The organism is Bernardetia sp., from assembly GCF_020630935.1.
In the GTDB taxonomy this organism is placed as follows: domain Bacteria; phylum Bacteroidota; class Bacteroidia; order Cytophagales; family Bernardetiaceae; genus Bernardetia.
In genome coordinates this window covers 1-16,001 of sequence record NZ_JAHDIG010000021.1, presented here as the reverse complement: position 1 = coordinate 16,001, position 16,001 = coordinate 1, and the positions used below count along the sequence as shown (strand labels likewise).

General features: G+C 33.8%; 16 protein-coding genes. 8 read left to right on the top strand and 8 right to left on the bottom strand.

All coding sequences use genetic code 11. The features are described from left to right. The first annotated feature begins 32 nt into the window (after positions 1 to 32). The 7 genes from QZ659_RS07730 (at position 33) to QZ659_RS07700 (ending at position 6,046) form a co-directional block, all read left to right on the top strand. Positions 33 to 245: a cbb3-type cytochrome c oxidase subunit 3 gene (locus tag QZ659_RS07730; RefSeq protein ID WP_291724448.1), complete on the top strand. Its 213-nt coding sequence runs from the start codon at positions 33 to 35 to the stop codon at positions 243 to 245. Continuing rightward, positions 226 to 1,122 carry a cbb3-type cytochrome c oxidase N-terminal domain-containing protein gene (locus QZ659_RS07725; protein WP_291724445.1) on the top strand — a complete coding sequence of 299 codons (897 nt, stop codon included), beginning with the start codon at positions 226 to 228 and terminating at the stop codon, positions 1,120 to 1,122. The genes QZ659_RS07730 and QZ659_RS07725 overlap by 20 nt, the downstream gene beginning before the upstream one ends. 61 nt (positions 1,123 to 1,183) lie before the next feature. Further along, positions 1,184 to 2,641 carry a cytochrome c oxidase accessory protein CcoG gene (ccoG, locus tag QZ659_RS07720; RefSeq protein ID WP_291724442.1) on the top strand — a complete coding sequence of 486 codons (1,458 nt, stop codon included), beginning with the start codon at positions 1,184 to 1,186 and terminating at the stop codon, positions 2,639 to 2,641. Positions 2,642 to 2,746: 105 nt separating this feature from the next. Further along, positions 2,747 to 3,217, top strand: coding sequence for a FixH family protein (locus QZ659_RS07715; RefSeq protein ID WP_291724439.1), 471 nt, complete (start codon positions 2,747 to 2,749; stop codon positions 3,215 to 3,217). Positions 3,218 to 3,236: 19 nt separating this feature from the next. Further along, a complete protein-coding gene (gene hemA, locus QZ659_RS07710; RefSeq protein WP_291724436.1) occupies positions 3,237 to 4,490 on the top strand; it encodes a glutamyl-tRNA reductase in 1,254 nt (417 codons plus the stop codon). A gap of 95 nt (positions 4,491 to 4,585) precedes the next feature. Beyond that, positions 4,586 to 5,257, top strand: coding sequence for a sulfite exporter TauE/SafE family protein (locus QZ659_RS07705; protein ID WP_291724433.1), 672 nt, complete (start codon positions 4,586 to 4,588; stop codon positions 5,255 to 5,257). A gap of 81 nt (positions 5,258 to 5,338) precedes the next feature. Beyond that, positions 5,339 to 6,046, top strand: a complete 708-nt coding sequence (locus QZ659_RS07700; protein WP_291724430.1) for a Crp/Fnr family transcriptional regulator — start codon at positions 5,339 to 5,341, stop codon at positions 6,044 to 6,046. On the opposite strand, the gene QZ659_RS07695 is transcribed toward QZ659_RS07700, so the two are convergent. Together QZ659_RS07695 and QZ659_RS07690 are read right to left on the bottom strand one after the other, a co-directional pair. After that, positions 6,036 to 6,449 carry a hypothetical protein gene (locus QZ659_RS07695; protein ID WP_291724427.1) on the bottom strand — a complete coding sequence of 138 codons (414 nt, stop codon included), beginning with the start codon at positions 6,447 to 6,449 and terminating at the stop codon, positions 6,036 to 6,038. The two genes, QZ659_RS07700 and QZ659_RS07695, sit on opposite strands and share 11 nt — an antisense overlap. Continuing rightward, positions 6,442 to 7,563: a CNNM domain-containing protein gene (locus QZ659_RS07690; RefSeq protein WP_291724424.1), complete on the bottom strand. Its 1,122-nt coding sequence runs from the start codon at positions 7,561 to 7,563 to the stop codon at positions 6,442 to 6,444. The genes QZ659_RS07695 and QZ659_RS07690 overlap by 8 nt, the downstream gene beginning before the upstream one ends. Positions 7,564 to 7,812: 249 nt before the next feature. Between QZ659_RS07690 and QZ659_RS07685 the strand changes: the two genes are divergently transcribed. Continuing rightward, positions 7,813 to 10,791, top strand: a complete 2,979-nt coding sequence (locus tag QZ659_RS07685; protein WP_291724421.1) for an AsmA family protein — start codon at positions 7,813 to 7,815, stop codon at positions 10,789 to 10,791. Between the two features lie 238 nt (positions 10,792 to 11,029). Here QZ659_RS07685 and QZ659_RS07680 read toward each other — a convergent pair whose 3' ends face one another. The 6 genes from QZ659_RS07680 to arsB all read right to left on the bottom strand — a co-directional run bounded on the left by QZ659_RS07680 (position 11,030) and on the right by arsB (position 15,852). Further along, positions 11,030 to 11,803: a PspA/IM30 family protein gene (locus QZ659_RS07680; protein WP_291724419.1), complete on the bottom strand. Its 774-nt coding sequence runs from the start codon at positions 11,801 to 11,803 to the stop codon at positions 11,030 to 11,032. 62 nt (positions 11,804 to 11,865) lie between these two features. Further along, a complete protein-coding gene (locus QZ659_RS07675; RefSeq protein ID WP_291724416.1) occupies positions 11,866 to 12,288 on the bottom strand; it encodes a molecular chaperone Tir in 423 nt (140 codons plus the stop codon). Positions 12,289 to 12,686: 398 nt separating this feature from the next. Further along, positions 12,687 to 13,433, bottom strand: coding sequence for a protein-tyrosine-phosphatase (locus tag QZ659_RS07670; protein WP_291724413.1), 747 nt, complete (start codon positions 13,431 to 13,433; stop codon positions 12,687 to 12,689). A 32-nt stretch (positions 13,434 to 13,465) separates the two neighbouring features. Further along, positions 13,466 to 14,347: an arsenite methyltransferase gene (locus QZ659_RS07665; protein ID WP_291724410.1), complete on the bottom strand. Its 882-nt coding sequence runs from the start codon at positions 14,345 to 14,347 to the stop codon at positions 13,466 to 13,468. Between the two features lie 62 nt (positions 14,348 to 14,409). Further along, complete coding sequence (locus QZ659_RS07660; protein ID WP_291724407.1) at positions 14,410 to 14,748, bottom strand: ArsR/SmtB family transcription factor; 339 nt, start codon at positions 14,746 to 14,748, stop codon at positions 14,410 to 14,412. A 93-nt stretch (positions 14,749 to 14,841) separates the two neighbouring features. Next, positions 14,842 to 15,852 carry an ACR3 family arsenite efflux transporter gene (arsB, locus tag QZ659_RS07655; protein ID WP_291724403.1) on the bottom strand — a complete coding sequence of 337 codons (1,011 nt, stop codon included), beginning with the start codon at positions 15,850 to 15,852 and terminating at the stop codon, positions 14,842 to 14,844. Between the last annotated feature and the right edge of the window lie 149 nt (positions 15,853 to 16,001).

Sequence of the window (16,001 nt, the reverse complement as noted above, 5' to 3'; positions counted from 1 at the left end):
AAGCGTCGTTGAGGATAAAAAATATAAAAACAATGTATAAAGACGTAGCAAGAGCCATTGAAGGTATTGATATTTATCCAATTATGGGCGTGATAATTTTCTTTTCTGTCTTTGTGATAATGCTTGTCAATGTCTATTCGGCTAAAAAATCAAATGTAGCACACTGGGAAAGCCTTCCCTTAGAAGACGCTACTTCTAATTCATTTACTCCAAATACCCATACAAATGAAACAGAAAATATATAATCTATTCAATCAAAAAAATATACCCAAAAAGAAACTTGCTTTTCTAACAATGGTATTTTTCTTAATGTCCCAAAACAGTTTTTCACAAGACACAAGTGGAATTTCTACTGATTTCACTCCTTTAGAACTAGGTGTTGTCATCCTAACAACGATTACACTTTTTATAGTCATATTGGTCTTGATGGCTAGTATTTCTATATATAATCATAGTAAATATGTTCTTAGGCTAGATAGAATAGCTAAAGGCGAAGTGGTGGAAGAAGAAACAGAGTCCTTTACTGAATGGTTTTGGAAAAAGTTTAATGCTGCCAAACCTGAAAGAGCCGTTCTGATGAATCACGATTACGATGGTATTCAAGAACTAGACAACGACCTACCACCGTGGTGGAAATATGGTTTCTATCTGACTATCGTCATGGGAGTTATTTATCTCTATGTCTATGCAAATGGAATTGCTCTAGATTCTCCTAAAGAATATGAGGTAGCCGTACAAGAAGGAAATATTTTGAAAGCTCAATATTTGGCAGACATGGCAAATGCCATCAATGAAAATAATGTAGAGCTGGCTGATGTAGCAGGTGTTACAAAAGGAATGAGCATTTATGCCAAAAAATGTAAAACCTGTCACGGAGGAAAGGCAGAAGGACTTTCAGGCCCTAACCTTACCGATGAGTATTGGTTGCACGGTGGCGATATTCGTTCGGTATATAAAACTATCAAGTATGGTGTTACTTCAAAAGGTATGATAGCTTGGCAAGACCAGCTCTCACCTCAAGAAATACAGCAAGTAGCTAGTTTTGTTTTGTCATTGCAGGGTTCTAACCCACCGAATGCAAAAGACCCACAAGGCGAGAAATACGAACCTATAAAAGAATAGTAAAAAATATAGTAAGGAAAAGGCACGCCTTTTCCTTACTATTAAATCATACATTAAAGTTATGGAAACGCCAAAGCCAAAAAGAGAAAAAAAATATAAAGTTACCGATTACGACAAAGACGGGTTTAGAGATTCGATTTCGACAATAGACTCCTCTGGGAAGCGTGTTTGGATTTATCCGAAAGCTCCAAGTGGTAGGTTTCATTTATACAGGAAAGTAGTTGCAGCCTTTCTACTTGCATTTTTATTTGGTGCGCCTTTTATCAAAATAAATGGCAATCCATTGCTTTTGTTTGATGTGCTTTCTAGGCGTTTTGTGATTTTTGGACAACTTTTTACACCTCAAGATTTTCATTTGTTTGTCTTGGGAATGCTTCTCTTTATTGTCTTTGTAGTGATTTTTACAGTCATTTTTGGACGTTTATTTTGTGGTTGGGTTTGTCCTCAAACTATTTTTATGGAAATGGTTTTTCGCAAAATTGAATATCTGATTGAAGGCGATGCAGTAGCGCAAAAAAAGTTAAACAAACAAGCGTGGGACGCTGAAAAAATAGGTAAAAAAACAGCCAAACATTCCATATTTTTTGGGATTTCATTTCTGATAAGTCATACATTTTTAGCCTACATTGTTGGGGTAGATGAGCTTTGGCAACTCTTTGAAGATACGCCAACAGAGCATTTGAGTTTGTTTGTGGCTTTACTTGTCTTTACAGGACTTTTCTATGGAGTGTTTGCTTTTTTGAGAGAACAGGTCTGTACTACAATTTGTCCCTACGGACGCTTACAAGGTGTTTTATTAGACAATGATTCTATTGTAGTAGCGTATGACGAAGTGCGTGGAGAGCCAAGAGGAAGAGGAAAAAGAGAAAAAGACCCAATAGAAAGAGAAAAAGATCCAAGAGGAGATTGCGTAGATTGTAGTTTGTGTGTAGAGGTTTGTCCGACAGGAATTGATATTAGAAATGGAACACAGTTAGAATGTATCAATTGCACAGCTTGTATTGATGCTTGTGATTCGATAATGGATAAGTTTGATTTACCTCGTGGACTGGTGCGTTATGCGTCAAGAAATGAAATTGAGAAAAAACAAAAGTTTAAGTTCACAACTCGTATGAGGGCATATTCTGTTGTTTTATTCTTACTCATAACAGCTATGGTTAGTCTTTTGGCTATCCGAACACAGGTAGAAACGATTGTTTTGAGAGCGCAAGGAACAACGTATCAAACTACAGAAAAAGGAGATATTAGAAATATGTTTACGGTCTTGCTTATCAATAAAACTAGCGATACGCTAAATATGAGCATAGATTTAGAAGAAAAACACGGCACAATTCAAATGATTGGAGCAGAAAGTTATCAATTATTACCAGAACAGACAATGAAAGGTGTAGTCTTGATAGACTTTCCGAAAGATAATCTACCTCCAAAAAGAGAAGATATTCACTTACAAATATTTTCTAATGGAGAAAAAATTGAAACTGTAAAAACCAAATTCTTATCACCATTTGTGGCTAATTAAATAATCCTCGTTGACGGTCTTGACCTCAACGACGGTTCATAAAAAATATAACTCTGCCGTTGTCGGTGTCTCACCGACAACAGTAAAAAAATAACTCAAAAAACTATGAATACATTAACCACACTTTGGGCAAAATTTAATTGGGGAACAGGGCTATTTTTATTTTATGCAGCTTTTGTGATTTTTATGTTATCACTTGTAGTGATGTCGCATCAGCAGAAAATCGAACTTGTTACAGAAAATTATTATTCAAAAGGAGTTGATTTTCAAACACAAATTGAAGAGCAAAAAAATGTAGCGACTCTTACAGAAAAACCAACCATAAAACAATTAGAAAATGGAAATATAGAACTCAAATTTCCAACTGCTGAAAGCGAGCGCAAAGTAAATGGAGAAATTGCGTTTTTTCGTCCTTCTGATAAGGATTTAGATTTTACCCTTCCTATTGATTTAGAACAAGAAAACAAACAACTCATCACAAAAAAAATAGAACAAGGACTTTGGAGAATAAAACTCTCGTGGTCGGAAAATGATAAAAAATTCTTTCAAGAAACTGTATTAGTTGCATCCAACTAATCGTAAAATAATAGCAATTATGGAAAACTCATTTGGTACTTTCTACATCACTTACAAAGAAGCTAGTGTTCCGACAAGAGAACGTTTTTCGCTATCAGAAAGAGAAACCGAAACACTACTTCTTGAACTAAAAGCCATTACAGAAATTCAAGAAGTCTTTATTTTATCTACCTGCAACAGGACAGAAGTCTATTGGTATGGAAAAGAAAATGCTATTTCTATTGTCAAAGAAAAATTTGCACAGATAAAATCTGTTTCTATTGAACGATTGATAAAAGCTGGTTTTAGAGAACTCACTCATTCGGATGAAGTTATTAAGCGTTTTTTTGAGATAAGTGTGGGCGTAGATTCTCAAATTATTGGCGATTGGCAAATTACGCATCAAGTCAAACAAGCCTATCAACTTGCAGACGAACTAGAAACTATTGGCACATATTTTCACAAACTTATCAGCTTTGTTTTGAAAGCAAGTAAAAAAATTACGTCTCAAACCGTTTTTAGGAGTGGAGCAGCTTCTGTTTCTTTTGCAACGGCAGATTTAGTACGTAAAATTGTAAAAAACAATCCTTCTTCTATGCCTTCTATTTTAGTAGTTGGTGTGGGAAAGATTGGTGCAGACACAGTACGTAATCTAAGAAAAATGGGTATCCAAAATGTCAAGATTACCAACCGAACTCTTGGAAAATCGGCGATGTTAGCGACTGAAAATGCTTATGAAGTGATAGACTTTAAAGATGTTTTTGAAGAAGCAGAAAAAGCTGATATTGTCATTAGCTCTGTTTCGTTGCCTAATTTCTTTAATTCTCTGACTATAAATGTTAGGAATGTGAGTTGTCGTCAGTGTTTTATTGACCTTTCTATGCCTAGAAGTGTAGAACACAAACTGACTAACTTTTTAAAAGTCTATAATATTGATGATTTAAAAGAACAGACAAAAGCTGTCAGAGAAGAAAGAATAGGGGCGTTGTCTGCTGTATATGAAATTTTGAAAGAGGAAAGAGAAAATTTTCAAAACTGGAAAACAGAATACGAATATATTTTGATGCTACACCCTTTCAAAACAGCTTTAGAAGACCTTAAAAATAATATTTCGAACAAATATAGTTCAGAATTAGATGAAAAAAATCAACAGCTCATTACAAAAATACTAACTGACTTTACACAAAAGGCAATGCGTATTCCTATTGTAAATCTAAAAACACAACTTAACAACCATCCTAATCAAGAACATCAAAAACCATTTTTAGATACGCTACAACGTCTTTTTTCTTAGAAAAATGAAATATTAATCAGATAAGGTAAGCCTAGTCGCTACATAGCATAAATTCAGAATTATCCATTGTCCATTTTTAATTATTCATTAGAAAAATGTTTTTCCCAGCTCTATTTCTCGGTCTTACAGGTAGCCTGCATTGCGTTGGAATGTGCGCTCCTCTTACATTTGCATTTATGCAAGGACAAAAGTTTGTGCAAAAACTATTTTTCTACCAACTAGGAAGAATTTTGATGTATTCTATTTTAGGAATGGGAGTCGGATATGTTGGGCAGGCTTTGTTTTTTTCCAACTGGCAAAGTTATGCAGCTTTTTTGCTGGGTGGAACACTTATTTTGGCTGGACTTTTTAGTTTTAATTTAGACAGAATTACAGATAAAATTTCAGTTTTAAAATGGCTTTCTCAGAAAGTATCTGTTTTGATAGGACAATTTCTCTTCGATGAAAAGCCTTATAGACTATTTTTTGCTGGACTTTTGAACGGACTTTTGCCGTGTGGATTAGTTTATTTTGCTCTTTTAGGAGCAGTAGCAGCAGGCACAACACTTGAAGGAGGAATTTTTATGATAGGTTTTGGCATCGGAACGCTTCCTCTCCTTTTAGCTTCCTTATTCTTCTCAAAAAATCTTTCTAGAAAAATAAATACAAAGCATTTTATATTTCAAAAACTAAAAATTATCTACCCTTATGCTTTTATAGTTATGGGGATTTGGTTCTTTGGAATGGGGATTTTTGCTTGGCAAAACGCTCCTATAAATTGTCACTAGCTTGGTTTTTCAGAAATTGTTTTCTATTTTTATAATAGTAAAATAAGCTATACTTATGCTGTCAGTAGCAAAACTATTATTATGAAAAAGAAAAAAGTAGAATTTCCAAAGTGTGAAACGTGTCCAAAACGAGTTTCTTCGGTTTTTTGTGATTTATCGGAAGAGCAAGTTGCTGAAATGTCTGCCAACAAAGGTTGTAATTTTTATAAACGAGGGCAAAATTTATTCTATGAAGGCTCTCGTGCTATTGGTGTGCATTGTATTTATGAAGGAAAAGTAAAGCTGACAAAGTTAGGTATTGATGGCAAAGAACAAATTGTAAAGATAGCATCAGATGGCGAAATTTTAGGGTATAATTCCTTACTTAGTGGACAGCCTTATAATGTTTCGGCTGAAGCCTTAGATGATGCCATTGTGTGTTTTGTACCCACTTCTACATTTTCTGATTTGATTAATGAGAACAATGAATTTCCTCGCCGAATGATGCAAGTTATGGCAAAAGACACACAAGATATGGAAAAACGCCTTACCAACTGGATGCAAAAATCAGTTAGAGAGCGTTTGGCAGAAGTGCTTTTGCTCCTACACAATCGCTATCAAGACAAAGATAAACCTAATATGATTGATGTCAGATTGAGTAGAGAAGAAATTGCAAACCTTGTCGGAACTGCCACAGAAAGTGCTATTCGTTATCTTTCAGAACTCAATACAGACAAAATTATCGAACTTAAAGGAAAAGAAATCCGAATTTTGAACAAGGAAAAACTGGTTCGAATTGCTAATATTTAATCTCTTCCGAAACCAATGTTTTTAAACTGGTTTTGACTGTAGTATCTCCATAAATTTCTACTAAGAAATCATCTTCAAAAAAATTACACACATAGCGAGCCGTCGACAGGTTTTGCTTTTTGAGCCTATGTACTTGTAGTGTTTCAGAATTGATTAAGACACTTTGTGTTTCTACTGGAAGGTAGAAAAAACGATTTTGTGGGTCTTCTAGTTCCCAATCAAAAATATCAAAATTGAGATAGTTCCAGCCATTTGGAAAAATAAATTCGTTCAAATTTGTTTGTTCATAAAAAACAGCTACTCTCCAAAGCATTCTGCCATTACTAGGTTCTTCATATCCTACATAACGTACTTCTAATCTTTTGTCTTTAGAAATTTTTGGAAAAATTTCATTTTCATTCATTTTCTGATGATTGATTTATATTTTCTTCTTCCTGCTTTCTTTCTTCTTTTATAATTCCTAAACGTTTTGCTCGCTTTTCCCAGTTTTTTCTTGCAAGTTCTTGCATATCATCTTCTCCATCTGACTCATCTACAATCTCTAACCCTAGAAGCGTTTCGATAACATCTTCCATCGTAACAAGTCCACTTACCGAACCATATTCATCTACTACAATCGCCAAATGATTTCTATTTTCTATTAGCTGTTCGAACAAATCTGGAATACTTCGGTCTCTTTCAGTAAAGAAAATAGCCCTTTTTATGTCTGATAACTTTTTCGAACCATTACCATTTGCCATTTCCTTAAAAATATCATCTTTCAAAACTTGCCCAGTAATATTATCCGAATTGGCTTGATAGACAGGAATACGTGAAAAACGCAGATTCTGATTGGCATTAAAAAAGTTTTCAATCGTTTGTCCTTCGGCTGTCATTTTCATTACCGAACGAGGTGTCATAATATCCTTAGTCTGAATTTTTTTAAAATTGAGTAAGTTTTTAATCACCTTAGATTCTGACTCTTCAAAAACACCTTCTTTTTCTGCAATTTCTGTCATTGCCGAAAAATCTTCTCTACTCAAAACTGAGCCGTGATGCCCTTTGCCTCCAATTACCTTTGTAGTAAGTTGTAAAAGCCATAAAATACCCGTGTATTTTAAAGGTGCAATCATAATGATGAGAGACTTTGATGTAAAGTTGGCAAGCTGTTTCCAGTAGGTTGCTCCAATAGTTTTAGGAATAATTTCAGAAACTACCAAAATCAGAAATGTCATGATAGTAGAAACAATGCCGACTATATTTACCCCCAAAATATCAATCTGAAAAGGCAATTTTTCTGCCTGAACGCCTACCAAAATTGCACCTACGGTGTGTGCAATCGTATTGAGTGTAAGAATAGCGATGAGAGGTTTATCAACATCTTTTTTAAGATTTTCTAAGATAGTTGCATAAGGTTTCCCTTCTTTTTTCTTGACATTGATAAAGGTGGGAGTGATACTCAAAAGTACAGCTTCCAAAATCGAACACATAAATGAGAAAAAAATGGAGACAGAAGCGTAAAAAAATAAAAGTGCCATAATTTGGGTTTGCTTGACAAGAAAATCTGATAATTTTTAAACTACAAAACTATACTTATTTTCTTGGAAATGGAAAAATATTGATGTTGTACTAACTATTTTGATAAAAAATTGATTATCTTTTTCTTATCTTTCTGATTAAACTTTTCGTTTAAAATACAATTTTAAAGCAGATAAGCTCAGTCTTATCATTACAAAAAATCAAACCTTTCTAATTGGTATCTTTACTGATAACCCATTTTTAAAACTATGAAAATCTTAAAAAAAATATCCATTGCTATAATTGTTTTGTTGGTCTTGTTGATAGGAGCAGTTTTGCTTGTTCCTGTTTTATTCAAAGACCAGCTAAAAGCTAAAGTTGAAAAAGTTGCCAGCGAACAAGTTTTGGCAGATGTAAAGTTTGGAGATTTTGATATTTCCATTTTGAGTCATTTTCCTAAACTAACAGTACAGTTAGAAAATATTAGTGTAGTCAATCGTGAGCCTTTTGAGGGAGATACACTTTTAGCAGCACAAAATTTTGAACTTGCCCTCAATTTTATGTCTGTTTTTAAAGATAAAGTAGAAATTCATAGTATTTATGCTGACAAGCCTCTTGTTAATGTACGTGTTTTGAAAGATGGCAGAGCAAGTTATGATATTTATCAAGGAAGTACAGAGGAAGCAACCACAACAACCGACACAGCAGCCTTCGAAATCGGATTGGAAAAATGGAATATTTCCGATGGCAGAATCCGTTATCAAGATGATACTTTAAAGATGATTGCGATTATCGATGAACTAAACCATACAGGAAGTGGAAATATTACTTCAGATAAATATGATTTGAGTACCAATACGACTATCAAAGATTTGTATATCAATTTTGAAAACGTAGCTTATTTAGATCACCGACCAGTTTCGGCAGATGCAACTCTTGAAATGGATATGAAGGCAATGAAATTTACCTTCAAAGAAAATGAATTTAAAGTCAATGATTTGCCTTTGAAAATGGATGGATGGTTAAGTATGCCAGAAAATACAGCATCTATCTTGATGGATTTGAATTTTTCTACACCAGAAACCAGCTTTAAAAGCCTTCTTTCTCTTATTCCTCCAGTATTTTTGAAAGACTATAAAGGACTAGATGCTAAAGGAGAATTTGTATTTAAGGGGATGACAAAAGGAGAATTTAATTCTGAAAAAGAACTCTATCCTCAATTTGATATTTCTCTTTTGGTAAAAGATGGTTATTTTAAATATCCAGAACTTCCAACAGCCGTTGATAATGTAAATGTAGATATGCAGGTTATCAATACTACAGCAGACCTTAATAATACTGTCATAGACATCAAGACTTTTGGAATGAACCTCGGTAAAAATCCTGTCAATGGAAAAGTTAGAGTGCAAGGTTTAGAAAAATATGATATTGATGCCAACATAAATGCTACTGTCAATCTTGCTGAGTTAGCAGAAATCTATCCAATGGACAGCCTAGAAATAAAAGGAATGTACAATTTAAAGTTATTGGCAAAAGGTATTTATGATGAAGCTCAAAACCGTATTCCTACCATTGATGCAGATATGACGCTCAAAAATGGTTATGTCAAATCATTGGCTTATCCTGTTCCCATAGAAAACTTAGAAGTAGAAGCTCACGCCAAAAATAATACGGGACAAATGGAAAATACTCGTGTGGACTTAGAAAAAATTACGATGCAAGTAGATGGAAAACCTTTTTCAGTTGTTGGACATACCGAAGGCATAGAAAATTTAGTTTATGATTTGGCTATAAAAGGCGAATTAGATTTGGCTACCATTACCAAAATTGTTCCCTTGGAAGATATGACTGTTACAGGACTGATAAAAGCAGACATTGAAACCAAAGGCTCAACGGCTGCCTTAGACGCTGAAAAATATGGAGAGCTTCCTACAAGTGGAGATTTATCTGTTCAAAATCTTGTTTTTTCTAGCGTAGATTTACCACAAGGAATGAAAATCACAAATGCAAAGGTAAGTTTTACACCTCAACAAATGATTTTGGATTCGTTTCAAGGTTTTTTAGGTAAAAGTGATATAGCTCTCACTGGTGGACTTTCAAATTATATCGCTTATGCTCTTGCAATGGCAGGTTTCCAAGATGGAACTCCTGTAATTCGTGGAAATATGAACATGACTTCCAATCAGTTTAATGTAGATGAGTGGATGACCGAAGAAGATGACCCAACAACAGTAGAAGACGAAACTGGAGTAGTAGAAGTACCGAAAGATATAGATTTTACATTCAATGCCAATATTGAAAAAGTTTTATATGACAATATGGAACTCAACAATATGCGTGGACTTGTCAGAGTAAAAGATGGAGAAGTCAGAATGGATAATCTTACTTTTGATGCTGTGGGTGGAAAATTCCGTACAAGTGGATTATATAGTAGCAAAGAAATAGACCGTCCAGTATTTTCATTTGACTTAGATATTATTGAAGCTAATTTGGGAGAGGCATTTAAAACTTTCTCTACTGCTCAAGCATTCGCACCACTTGCAGAACACCTAGATGGAAAATTCTCACTCAACAACTTCAATGTTACAGGTATTTTGAAATCGGATATGATGCCAGATATGGCAACTCTTTCTGGAGGTGGAATCATGAAAATTGTAGATGCTATGATGAAGGAAAATCCGTCTGTCAATAAACTGGCAAATCTTACCAATATGCCTAAGTTTAAGAATACTCGCCTCAAAGATGTCGTGATGCAAACTAAAATTGAAAATGGAAAGATGAATATTCAACCATTTAATCTTGATTTTGCAGGTTATATATCTAAAGTTGGTGGAACAACATCGTTAGATGGTGGAATTGATTTTCACATGGAAGTTGATGTTCCAAAAGAAGAGGCACTCTCTTTAGTAAGTAGTTTTATAAAAATAAAGCCAGAAGAGATTGAGAATGAGAATATACCACTTCTTTTCAATATTGGAGGAACATATAACAGTCCTAATATTTCAATGGATAATTCTGCTATAAAAGCACAAATCAAATCGAAAGCCAAACAAACTCTTCAAGATGAAGCTACCAAAACAGGAAAAGAAATTTTAAATGACTTTTTTGGAAATAAAGAGAGTGATTCTACTAAAACTACAAAAACAGATTCTACCAAATCTACTAATCCAGTAGATAAAGCTAAGGAAGAATTGAAAAACAAACTCAAAAACTGGGGAGGTTTGGGTAAGAAAAAAGGAGGAGAATAAAATGTAGTGTGCTAAAGTTGTTTAAGAATGTATTTTTGTACAGTTATCGGTACTGACCTGTCAGTCTGACCTTGATTTATTAGGTCAGTCTCGTTAGAGCAGATTGTAATGTAATTTGTTTTTTCTCTATTAGCTTCGCTCACTTTCAGGTCTTAAACAACTTCTGCGTAGTAAAACGAAAAAAACCTATTTATTTTCAGAAATAAATAGGTTTTTTTGAAACTTCTAACTGTTAGTTTTATCCTTCTTGTGTTGGAGGAGGAGGAGTTGAAGAATCTGTACTTGCATCCGAACTAGGAGAAGCATTCTGAGCCAAACCTAATTTTGCTTTCAATTCTAAAAGAGAAGCCGAAGATGAAGCCTCTGAACCTGTACCTAGTGCCTTCGCTACATCATCATCCACAGATGTGTTCATAGAAGCAATTTCTCCATACGATTCTGCTAGTGCTTCCTCTTGAGCTACTTTTTCTTTCATACGCTCAAGCATTGCTACCGTTCCACTAGAATCAATCTGTGACATTTGCTTGTTGATTTTCTTAGTAGCTGTACTTACCTTAGAGCGTGCTTTCAAAGTACGAAGTTCGTTCTCATAAGAACCTACTTTTGATTTTAGTGTCTGAATGTTTTGATTCATCTTAGCAACACTTTGCTCGTGCATCGCCATTTCTTTTCCAGTACGGTCAGCTTGCTGTTGTGCTTCTTCTTTCTTACGAAGCATTTCAGATGCCAAACGGTCAGCTTCTGATGGGTCTAGCTCTCCAGTTTGTGCTTTTTGTAAAAGTAAAACAGCTTTCTGCTCATAATTTTTAGATTGAGAGAGAAACTGTTGGTGGTCTCTTTTAGCACGAATTGCCAATGCTTTCAATTCTGCCAATCCTTGAAGACTCTCATTGAGGTTTCCTTTCAAATCACGGATACCCTGTTCAGTCATTTTGATAGGGTCTTCTAATTTATCTATTGCACTATGGGCTTCTGCTTTACCCATGCTGAAAAGTCGTTTGAATATAGACATATTATATTTTGCTTTTTAAAGTTCTGTAATATTTTTATTTCTCTCTATTGGGAATACTAGATTTAAACAGTAGCTTTTACTGCGCTTGCTCCTGCTTTGGCAAATTCTAAGAGATTCTCTGAATACTCTGCCATCAGTAGTTTAAGGGAATTGATAGAACCTTCAAGTTCATTCAAATCTAGGTTTTCGATTTGGAGTGTGTCTCTAAAGAGAAGTTTTTTTCCAGTTTCATCCAATGAAAAAGCGCCATGTACAATTTCTCGGTTCTTTTGAAGCAAATGAGTGAGCGTTTTCTCGTCAATGTGTTTGAGTTCAAGGATATACTGCTCAATAATTAGAATAGGGTCTTCACAGTCAACCACCAAATTACGAATGCCTTCTTCTTCATCATTGATAATGAATAGCTCTTCTTCAGCATCTTCTGCTGTGATGTCGTAGCCAAGTTCTAATAAATAATCTTTTACAATCTGAAAGTGATCTTTCATACAAGTTGATAAGTTAAATTTGTTGAATGTTAAGTCTTACACTGACTTATGTATAAGTCTTTTGAATTAATCCTTTAAAATAAGATTTTTTTGTGTAAAAAGTAAAATATGTATCCTTTTTTTCTTAAAAAAACTCATTTCTACATTTTTTCTTATTACCCTCTTAGAATAAACCAAAGGTTCTATTTTATAGATACGGACAATGAAGGTTTTATGTTTTTGTTTTTTTGCTTATTAAGAAAAAGCACTCTATTTCTGAAAATAATAGAAATAAAGTGCTTATTGAATCTACTGAAAACTCTGAAAGCTATTTTTTATCTAATACCAATATAACTATGTTGTCCTTTTTTATCAGTCTGCTCTCGTAGGGCAGTACTGATGCGATTTTTAGGTGTCGTTTAGTTTTTATTTTGGTATAATTGTTTCTTCACATAATCCATCACAAAGAAAAACTCTGTTCCGATTTGCTTACAACGCTCATCATAAGTTTGAGTTTCGCTAGGCGTACCATCTGAAACTTTTGGGTCTTCAAATGGAATAGCAAAGCGAGCATCTGCCCCCAATACTAAGGGACAATTTTTGTCAGCATCACTACATACCATGATTGCAGCAAAATCTTTTTTAGGATTTTGTTTATGTGTATATTTTTTTGAAAACATAACTGTTTTTGAATAACTTTTACCTACTGACATAGAATAAACAGGATTTTCATCTCCTTCAAAAGCAGTTGTTTTTTCTAGTTTTACACCTGCTCTTTGAAGTGCAGCCACAGCTCTAGGGTTAAAAGCAGTTGCTTCTGTTCCTCCAGAAAAGGTTTGGATACCATCTATTCCATAATAATAAGCAGCAATTTGTAACCAAACTTGTCCGAGATGACTTCTACGTGAGTTGTGAGTACAAATGATAGTAAAATCAATCGTTTCAGAATCATTGTTTTGCTTTTGTTTTATTTTGGTAATATAGTCTCCAATTTCTTTTAGTTTTTCCTTGCGTTCTTTGTCAATGGTTTCAAAATTAGAAGCTAAACCATCCGAATAGCTTTGAAGTCTTGGAAACAAAGTATTTTTATCCGTTTGAAATGATGATTTGAAAGACATACAACTAAGAAATAAAAATGAGAGAATAAATAATTTTGAAGTTTTCATTGTGAGATATGTTGAATAGAAAAAAAATAAAATTAGCAACAACCACTATTCGGAGGGCAGCAAGTAGCCTCTTTTTGTAAAGTTTGTTTAGGTGATTGAGTAGGATTCTTTTGAGCAAAAACAGTAATGCTGAAAATACCTGTTTCTCCATTCCTCAACTCTTCTATCTCTTTCTTTGAGAGATATTTCTGAAGAATATCATCTGGGATAAAAATCGTCTTTTCTTTTTGTAAAGTAATATTCTCAAAGCCAACTTCTTTTATAAAGTTCAAATACTCTTCTTTCTGAATTGCACCCGAAACGCACCCTGCATACATTTCAGCATCTTTTTGTAAGGCTGTTGGCAAATCTCCTAAAAGTACAATATCAGAAATACTGAAATGTCCGTCATTCTTCAAAACTCTATATATTTCACTAAAAACGGCTTTTTTGTTTGGGACAAGATTTAATACACAATTACTTACAACAACATCAACTGAATTATCAGAAACAGGCATATTTTCAATATCTCCTTCTCTAAATTCTACGTTATTATAGCCTAAATTATCAGCATTTTGGCGAGCCTTTTTAAGCATTGTTGGAGAAAAATCTACTCCAATAACTTTTCCTTCACTACCTGTTTCTGCTCGTGCTACAAAACAATCATTCCCTGCTCCCGAACCCAAGTCAAGAACCGTGTTTCCCTTTTGAATTTGTGCAAACTGTGTAGGAAGTCCACAACCCAAGCCCAAGTCTGCATCAGAATTATAACCATTTAGGTTGTCATATTTTTCTGACATGATATTGTAAACTTCTGTCGAACTATCGGTAGTTCCACAACAAGAAGCTGCATTAGCTTTTTTGTCTTGTAGAGCAACTTGTTCGTAACGCTCACGAACCATATTTTTGATTTCTTTTTCTGATGAATTTTTCATTTGTTTATTGCAATTTAACGATTAAATAATATAAAAAATAAGTGATAAAGCACTTTACTCTTCTAACAACACAAATCAGAATCTATCTTTGAGTTAAAGTCATTAAAAAAAATATTGAATAAGAGCTGTATTTCCTTCCAATTTTGAGGGTGTATGCAGTAGCAAACACTTGTTCCTTCAATTGTTCCTTGTATAATACCTACTCGTTTGAGTTCTTTTAGGTGTTGAGAGATGGTAGGTTGTGCCAGTCCAATTTCATTTACCAAATCCCCACCAATACATGCATTTACTTTTATCAAATGCTGCAAGATGGCTATTCTAGCAGGATGTCCCAAAACTTTAGCAAGGTCTGCTAATCTGTTTTGTTCTTCTGTAAAAATATCAGATTTGGTAAGTCCCATATTCAAAAATCATTTTAATTAATTATTGTATTGCAATATTACGATTAATAAATTTTATATCCAAATATGATTTCTATTTTAGTAGTTTTTTTATTAAAAACTCCATTTGTTAGCTAGTTTTACTAAAGAAAGCATAATTGGAACTTCTATCAATACCCCCACCACAGTTGCTAAAGATGCTCCAGAGTCCAAACCAAAAATAGAAATTGCTATTGCTACTGAAAGTTCGAAAAAATTACTAGCTCCAATCATTGCAGCAGGTGCACAGATAGCATGAGGTAGTTTTATCCATTTGCCTATAGTCCAAGATACAAAAAATATAAAATATGTTTGTAGAGTCAGAGGAACTGCAATAAGCAAAATAGCGAATGGGTTTTGAATAATTTTTTCTCCTTGAAAAGCAAACAATAAAACTAGGGTTGTCAGTAAAGCTACAATAGAAATAGGCTTTAACTTGGCTAAAAATACATCTTTGAACCATTCTATTCCTTTATTTTTGATGAGGTATTTATTTGATAAATAGCCTGCACTTAAAGGTAGAACGACAAAAATAACAACAGAGGTAATCAGAACATTATAAGGAATCTCAATATTATTAACTCCCAATAAAAAACGTACGATTGGAATAAAAAGCACTAATAAAATTAAATCATTTACCGAAACTTGTACAAGCGTATAATTTGCATCTCCATGAGTAAGATAAGACCAAACAAAAACCATAGCAGTACAGGGTGCAGCTCCCAAAAGAACAGCACCAGCAAAATATTCGGTAGCTTCTTGAGGAGTTATGTAAGCTTGATAGAGATAATCAAAAAATATCCAAGCAAAAAACGCCATTGTAAAAGGTTTTACTAGCCAGTTGATGGTAAGGGTAAGCCATAAACCTTTTATATTCTTTTTTACGTCTTTAAGAGAGTCAAAATCTATCTGCACCATCATGGGATAAATCATTAGCCAAACCAAAATAGCAACAGGAATATTAATAGTAGCAATTGTTAAGTTGCTAATTACGGAGATACCTTCTCCAAAAAATTTTCCCAAAAGTACTCCTACAACGATACAGATACTTACCCAAAGTGTTAGATAGCGTTCAAAATTACTCATTGAATTTAGTATTTAGTATTTAAAGTATTAATTTATTGCAATATTACGATAATTAATTGTCACTTTTAATCTACAGCCAAGTATTTTAATAAACTTTTAGGGTAAACGCATGAAAGATTTATGCAAAGACGACTTGTTCTAAATAGTCT

Bases quoted from the DNA above. Each gene is read 5' to 3' on its own strand.
- QZ659_RS07685 (WP_291724421.1), top strand. From the start codon at position 7,813: ATGAAAATCTTAAAAAAAATATCCATTGCTATAATTGTTTTGTTGGTC.
- QZ659_RS07670 (WP_291724413.1), bottom strand. From the start codon at position 13,433: ATGAAAACTTCAAAATTATTTATTCTCTCATTTTTATTTCTTAGTTGT.
- ccoG (WP_291724442.1), top strand. From the start codon at position 1,184: ATGGAAACGCCAAAGCCAAAAAGAGAAAAAAAATATAAAGTTACCGAT.
- QZ659_RS07675 (WP_291724416.1), bottom strand. From the start codon at position 12,288: ATGAAAGATCACTTTCAGATTGTAAAAGATTATTTATTAGAACTTGGC.
- QZ659_RS07725 (WP_291724445.1), top strand. From the start codon at position 226: ATGAAACAGAAAATATATAATCTATTCAATCAAAAAAATATACCCAAA.
- QZ659_RS07680 (WP_291724419.1), bottom strand. From the start codon at position 11,803: ATGTCTATATTCAAACGACTTTTCAGCATGGGTAAAGCAGAAGCCCAT.
- QZ659_RS07700 (WP_291724430.1), top strand. From the start codon at position 5,339: ATGAAAAAGAAAAAAGTAGAATTTCCAAAGTGTGAAACGTGTCCAAAA.
- QZ659_RS07705 (WP_291724433.1), top strand. From the start codon at position 4,586: ATGTTTTTCCCAGCTCTATTTCTCGGTCTTACAGGTAGCCTGCATTGC.
- QZ659_RS07730 (WP_291724448.1), top strand. From the start codon at position 33: ATGTATAAAGACGTAGCAAGAGCCATTGAAGGTATTGATATTTATCCA.
- QZ659_RS07660 (WP_291724407.1), bottom strand. From the start codon at position 14,748: ATGGGACTTACCAAATCTGATATTTTTACAGAAGAACAAAACAGATTA.
- QZ659_RS07690 (WP_291724424.1), bottom strand. From the start codon at position 7,563: ATGGCACTTTTATTTTTTTACGCTTCTGTCTCCATTTTTTTCTCATTT.
- arsB (WP_291724403.1), bottom strand. From the start codon at position 15,852: ATGAGTAATTTTGAACGCTATCTAACACTTTGGGTAAGTATCTGTATC.
- hemA (WP_291724436.1), top strand. From the start codon at position 3,237: ATGGAAAACTCATTTGGTACTTTCTACATCACTTACAAAGAAGCTAGT.
- QZ659_RS07695 (WP_291724427.1), bottom strand. From the start codon at position 6,449: ATGAATGAAAATGAAATTTTTCCAAAAATTTCTAAAGACAAAAGATTA.
- QZ659_RS07715 (WP_291724439.1), top strand. From the start codon at position 2,747: ATGAATACATTAACCACACTTTGGGCAAAATTTAATTGGGGAACAGGG.
- QZ659_RS07665 (WP_291724410.1), bottom strand. From the start codon at position 14,347: ATGAAAAATTCATCAGAAAAAGAAATCAAAAATATGGTTCGTGAGCGT.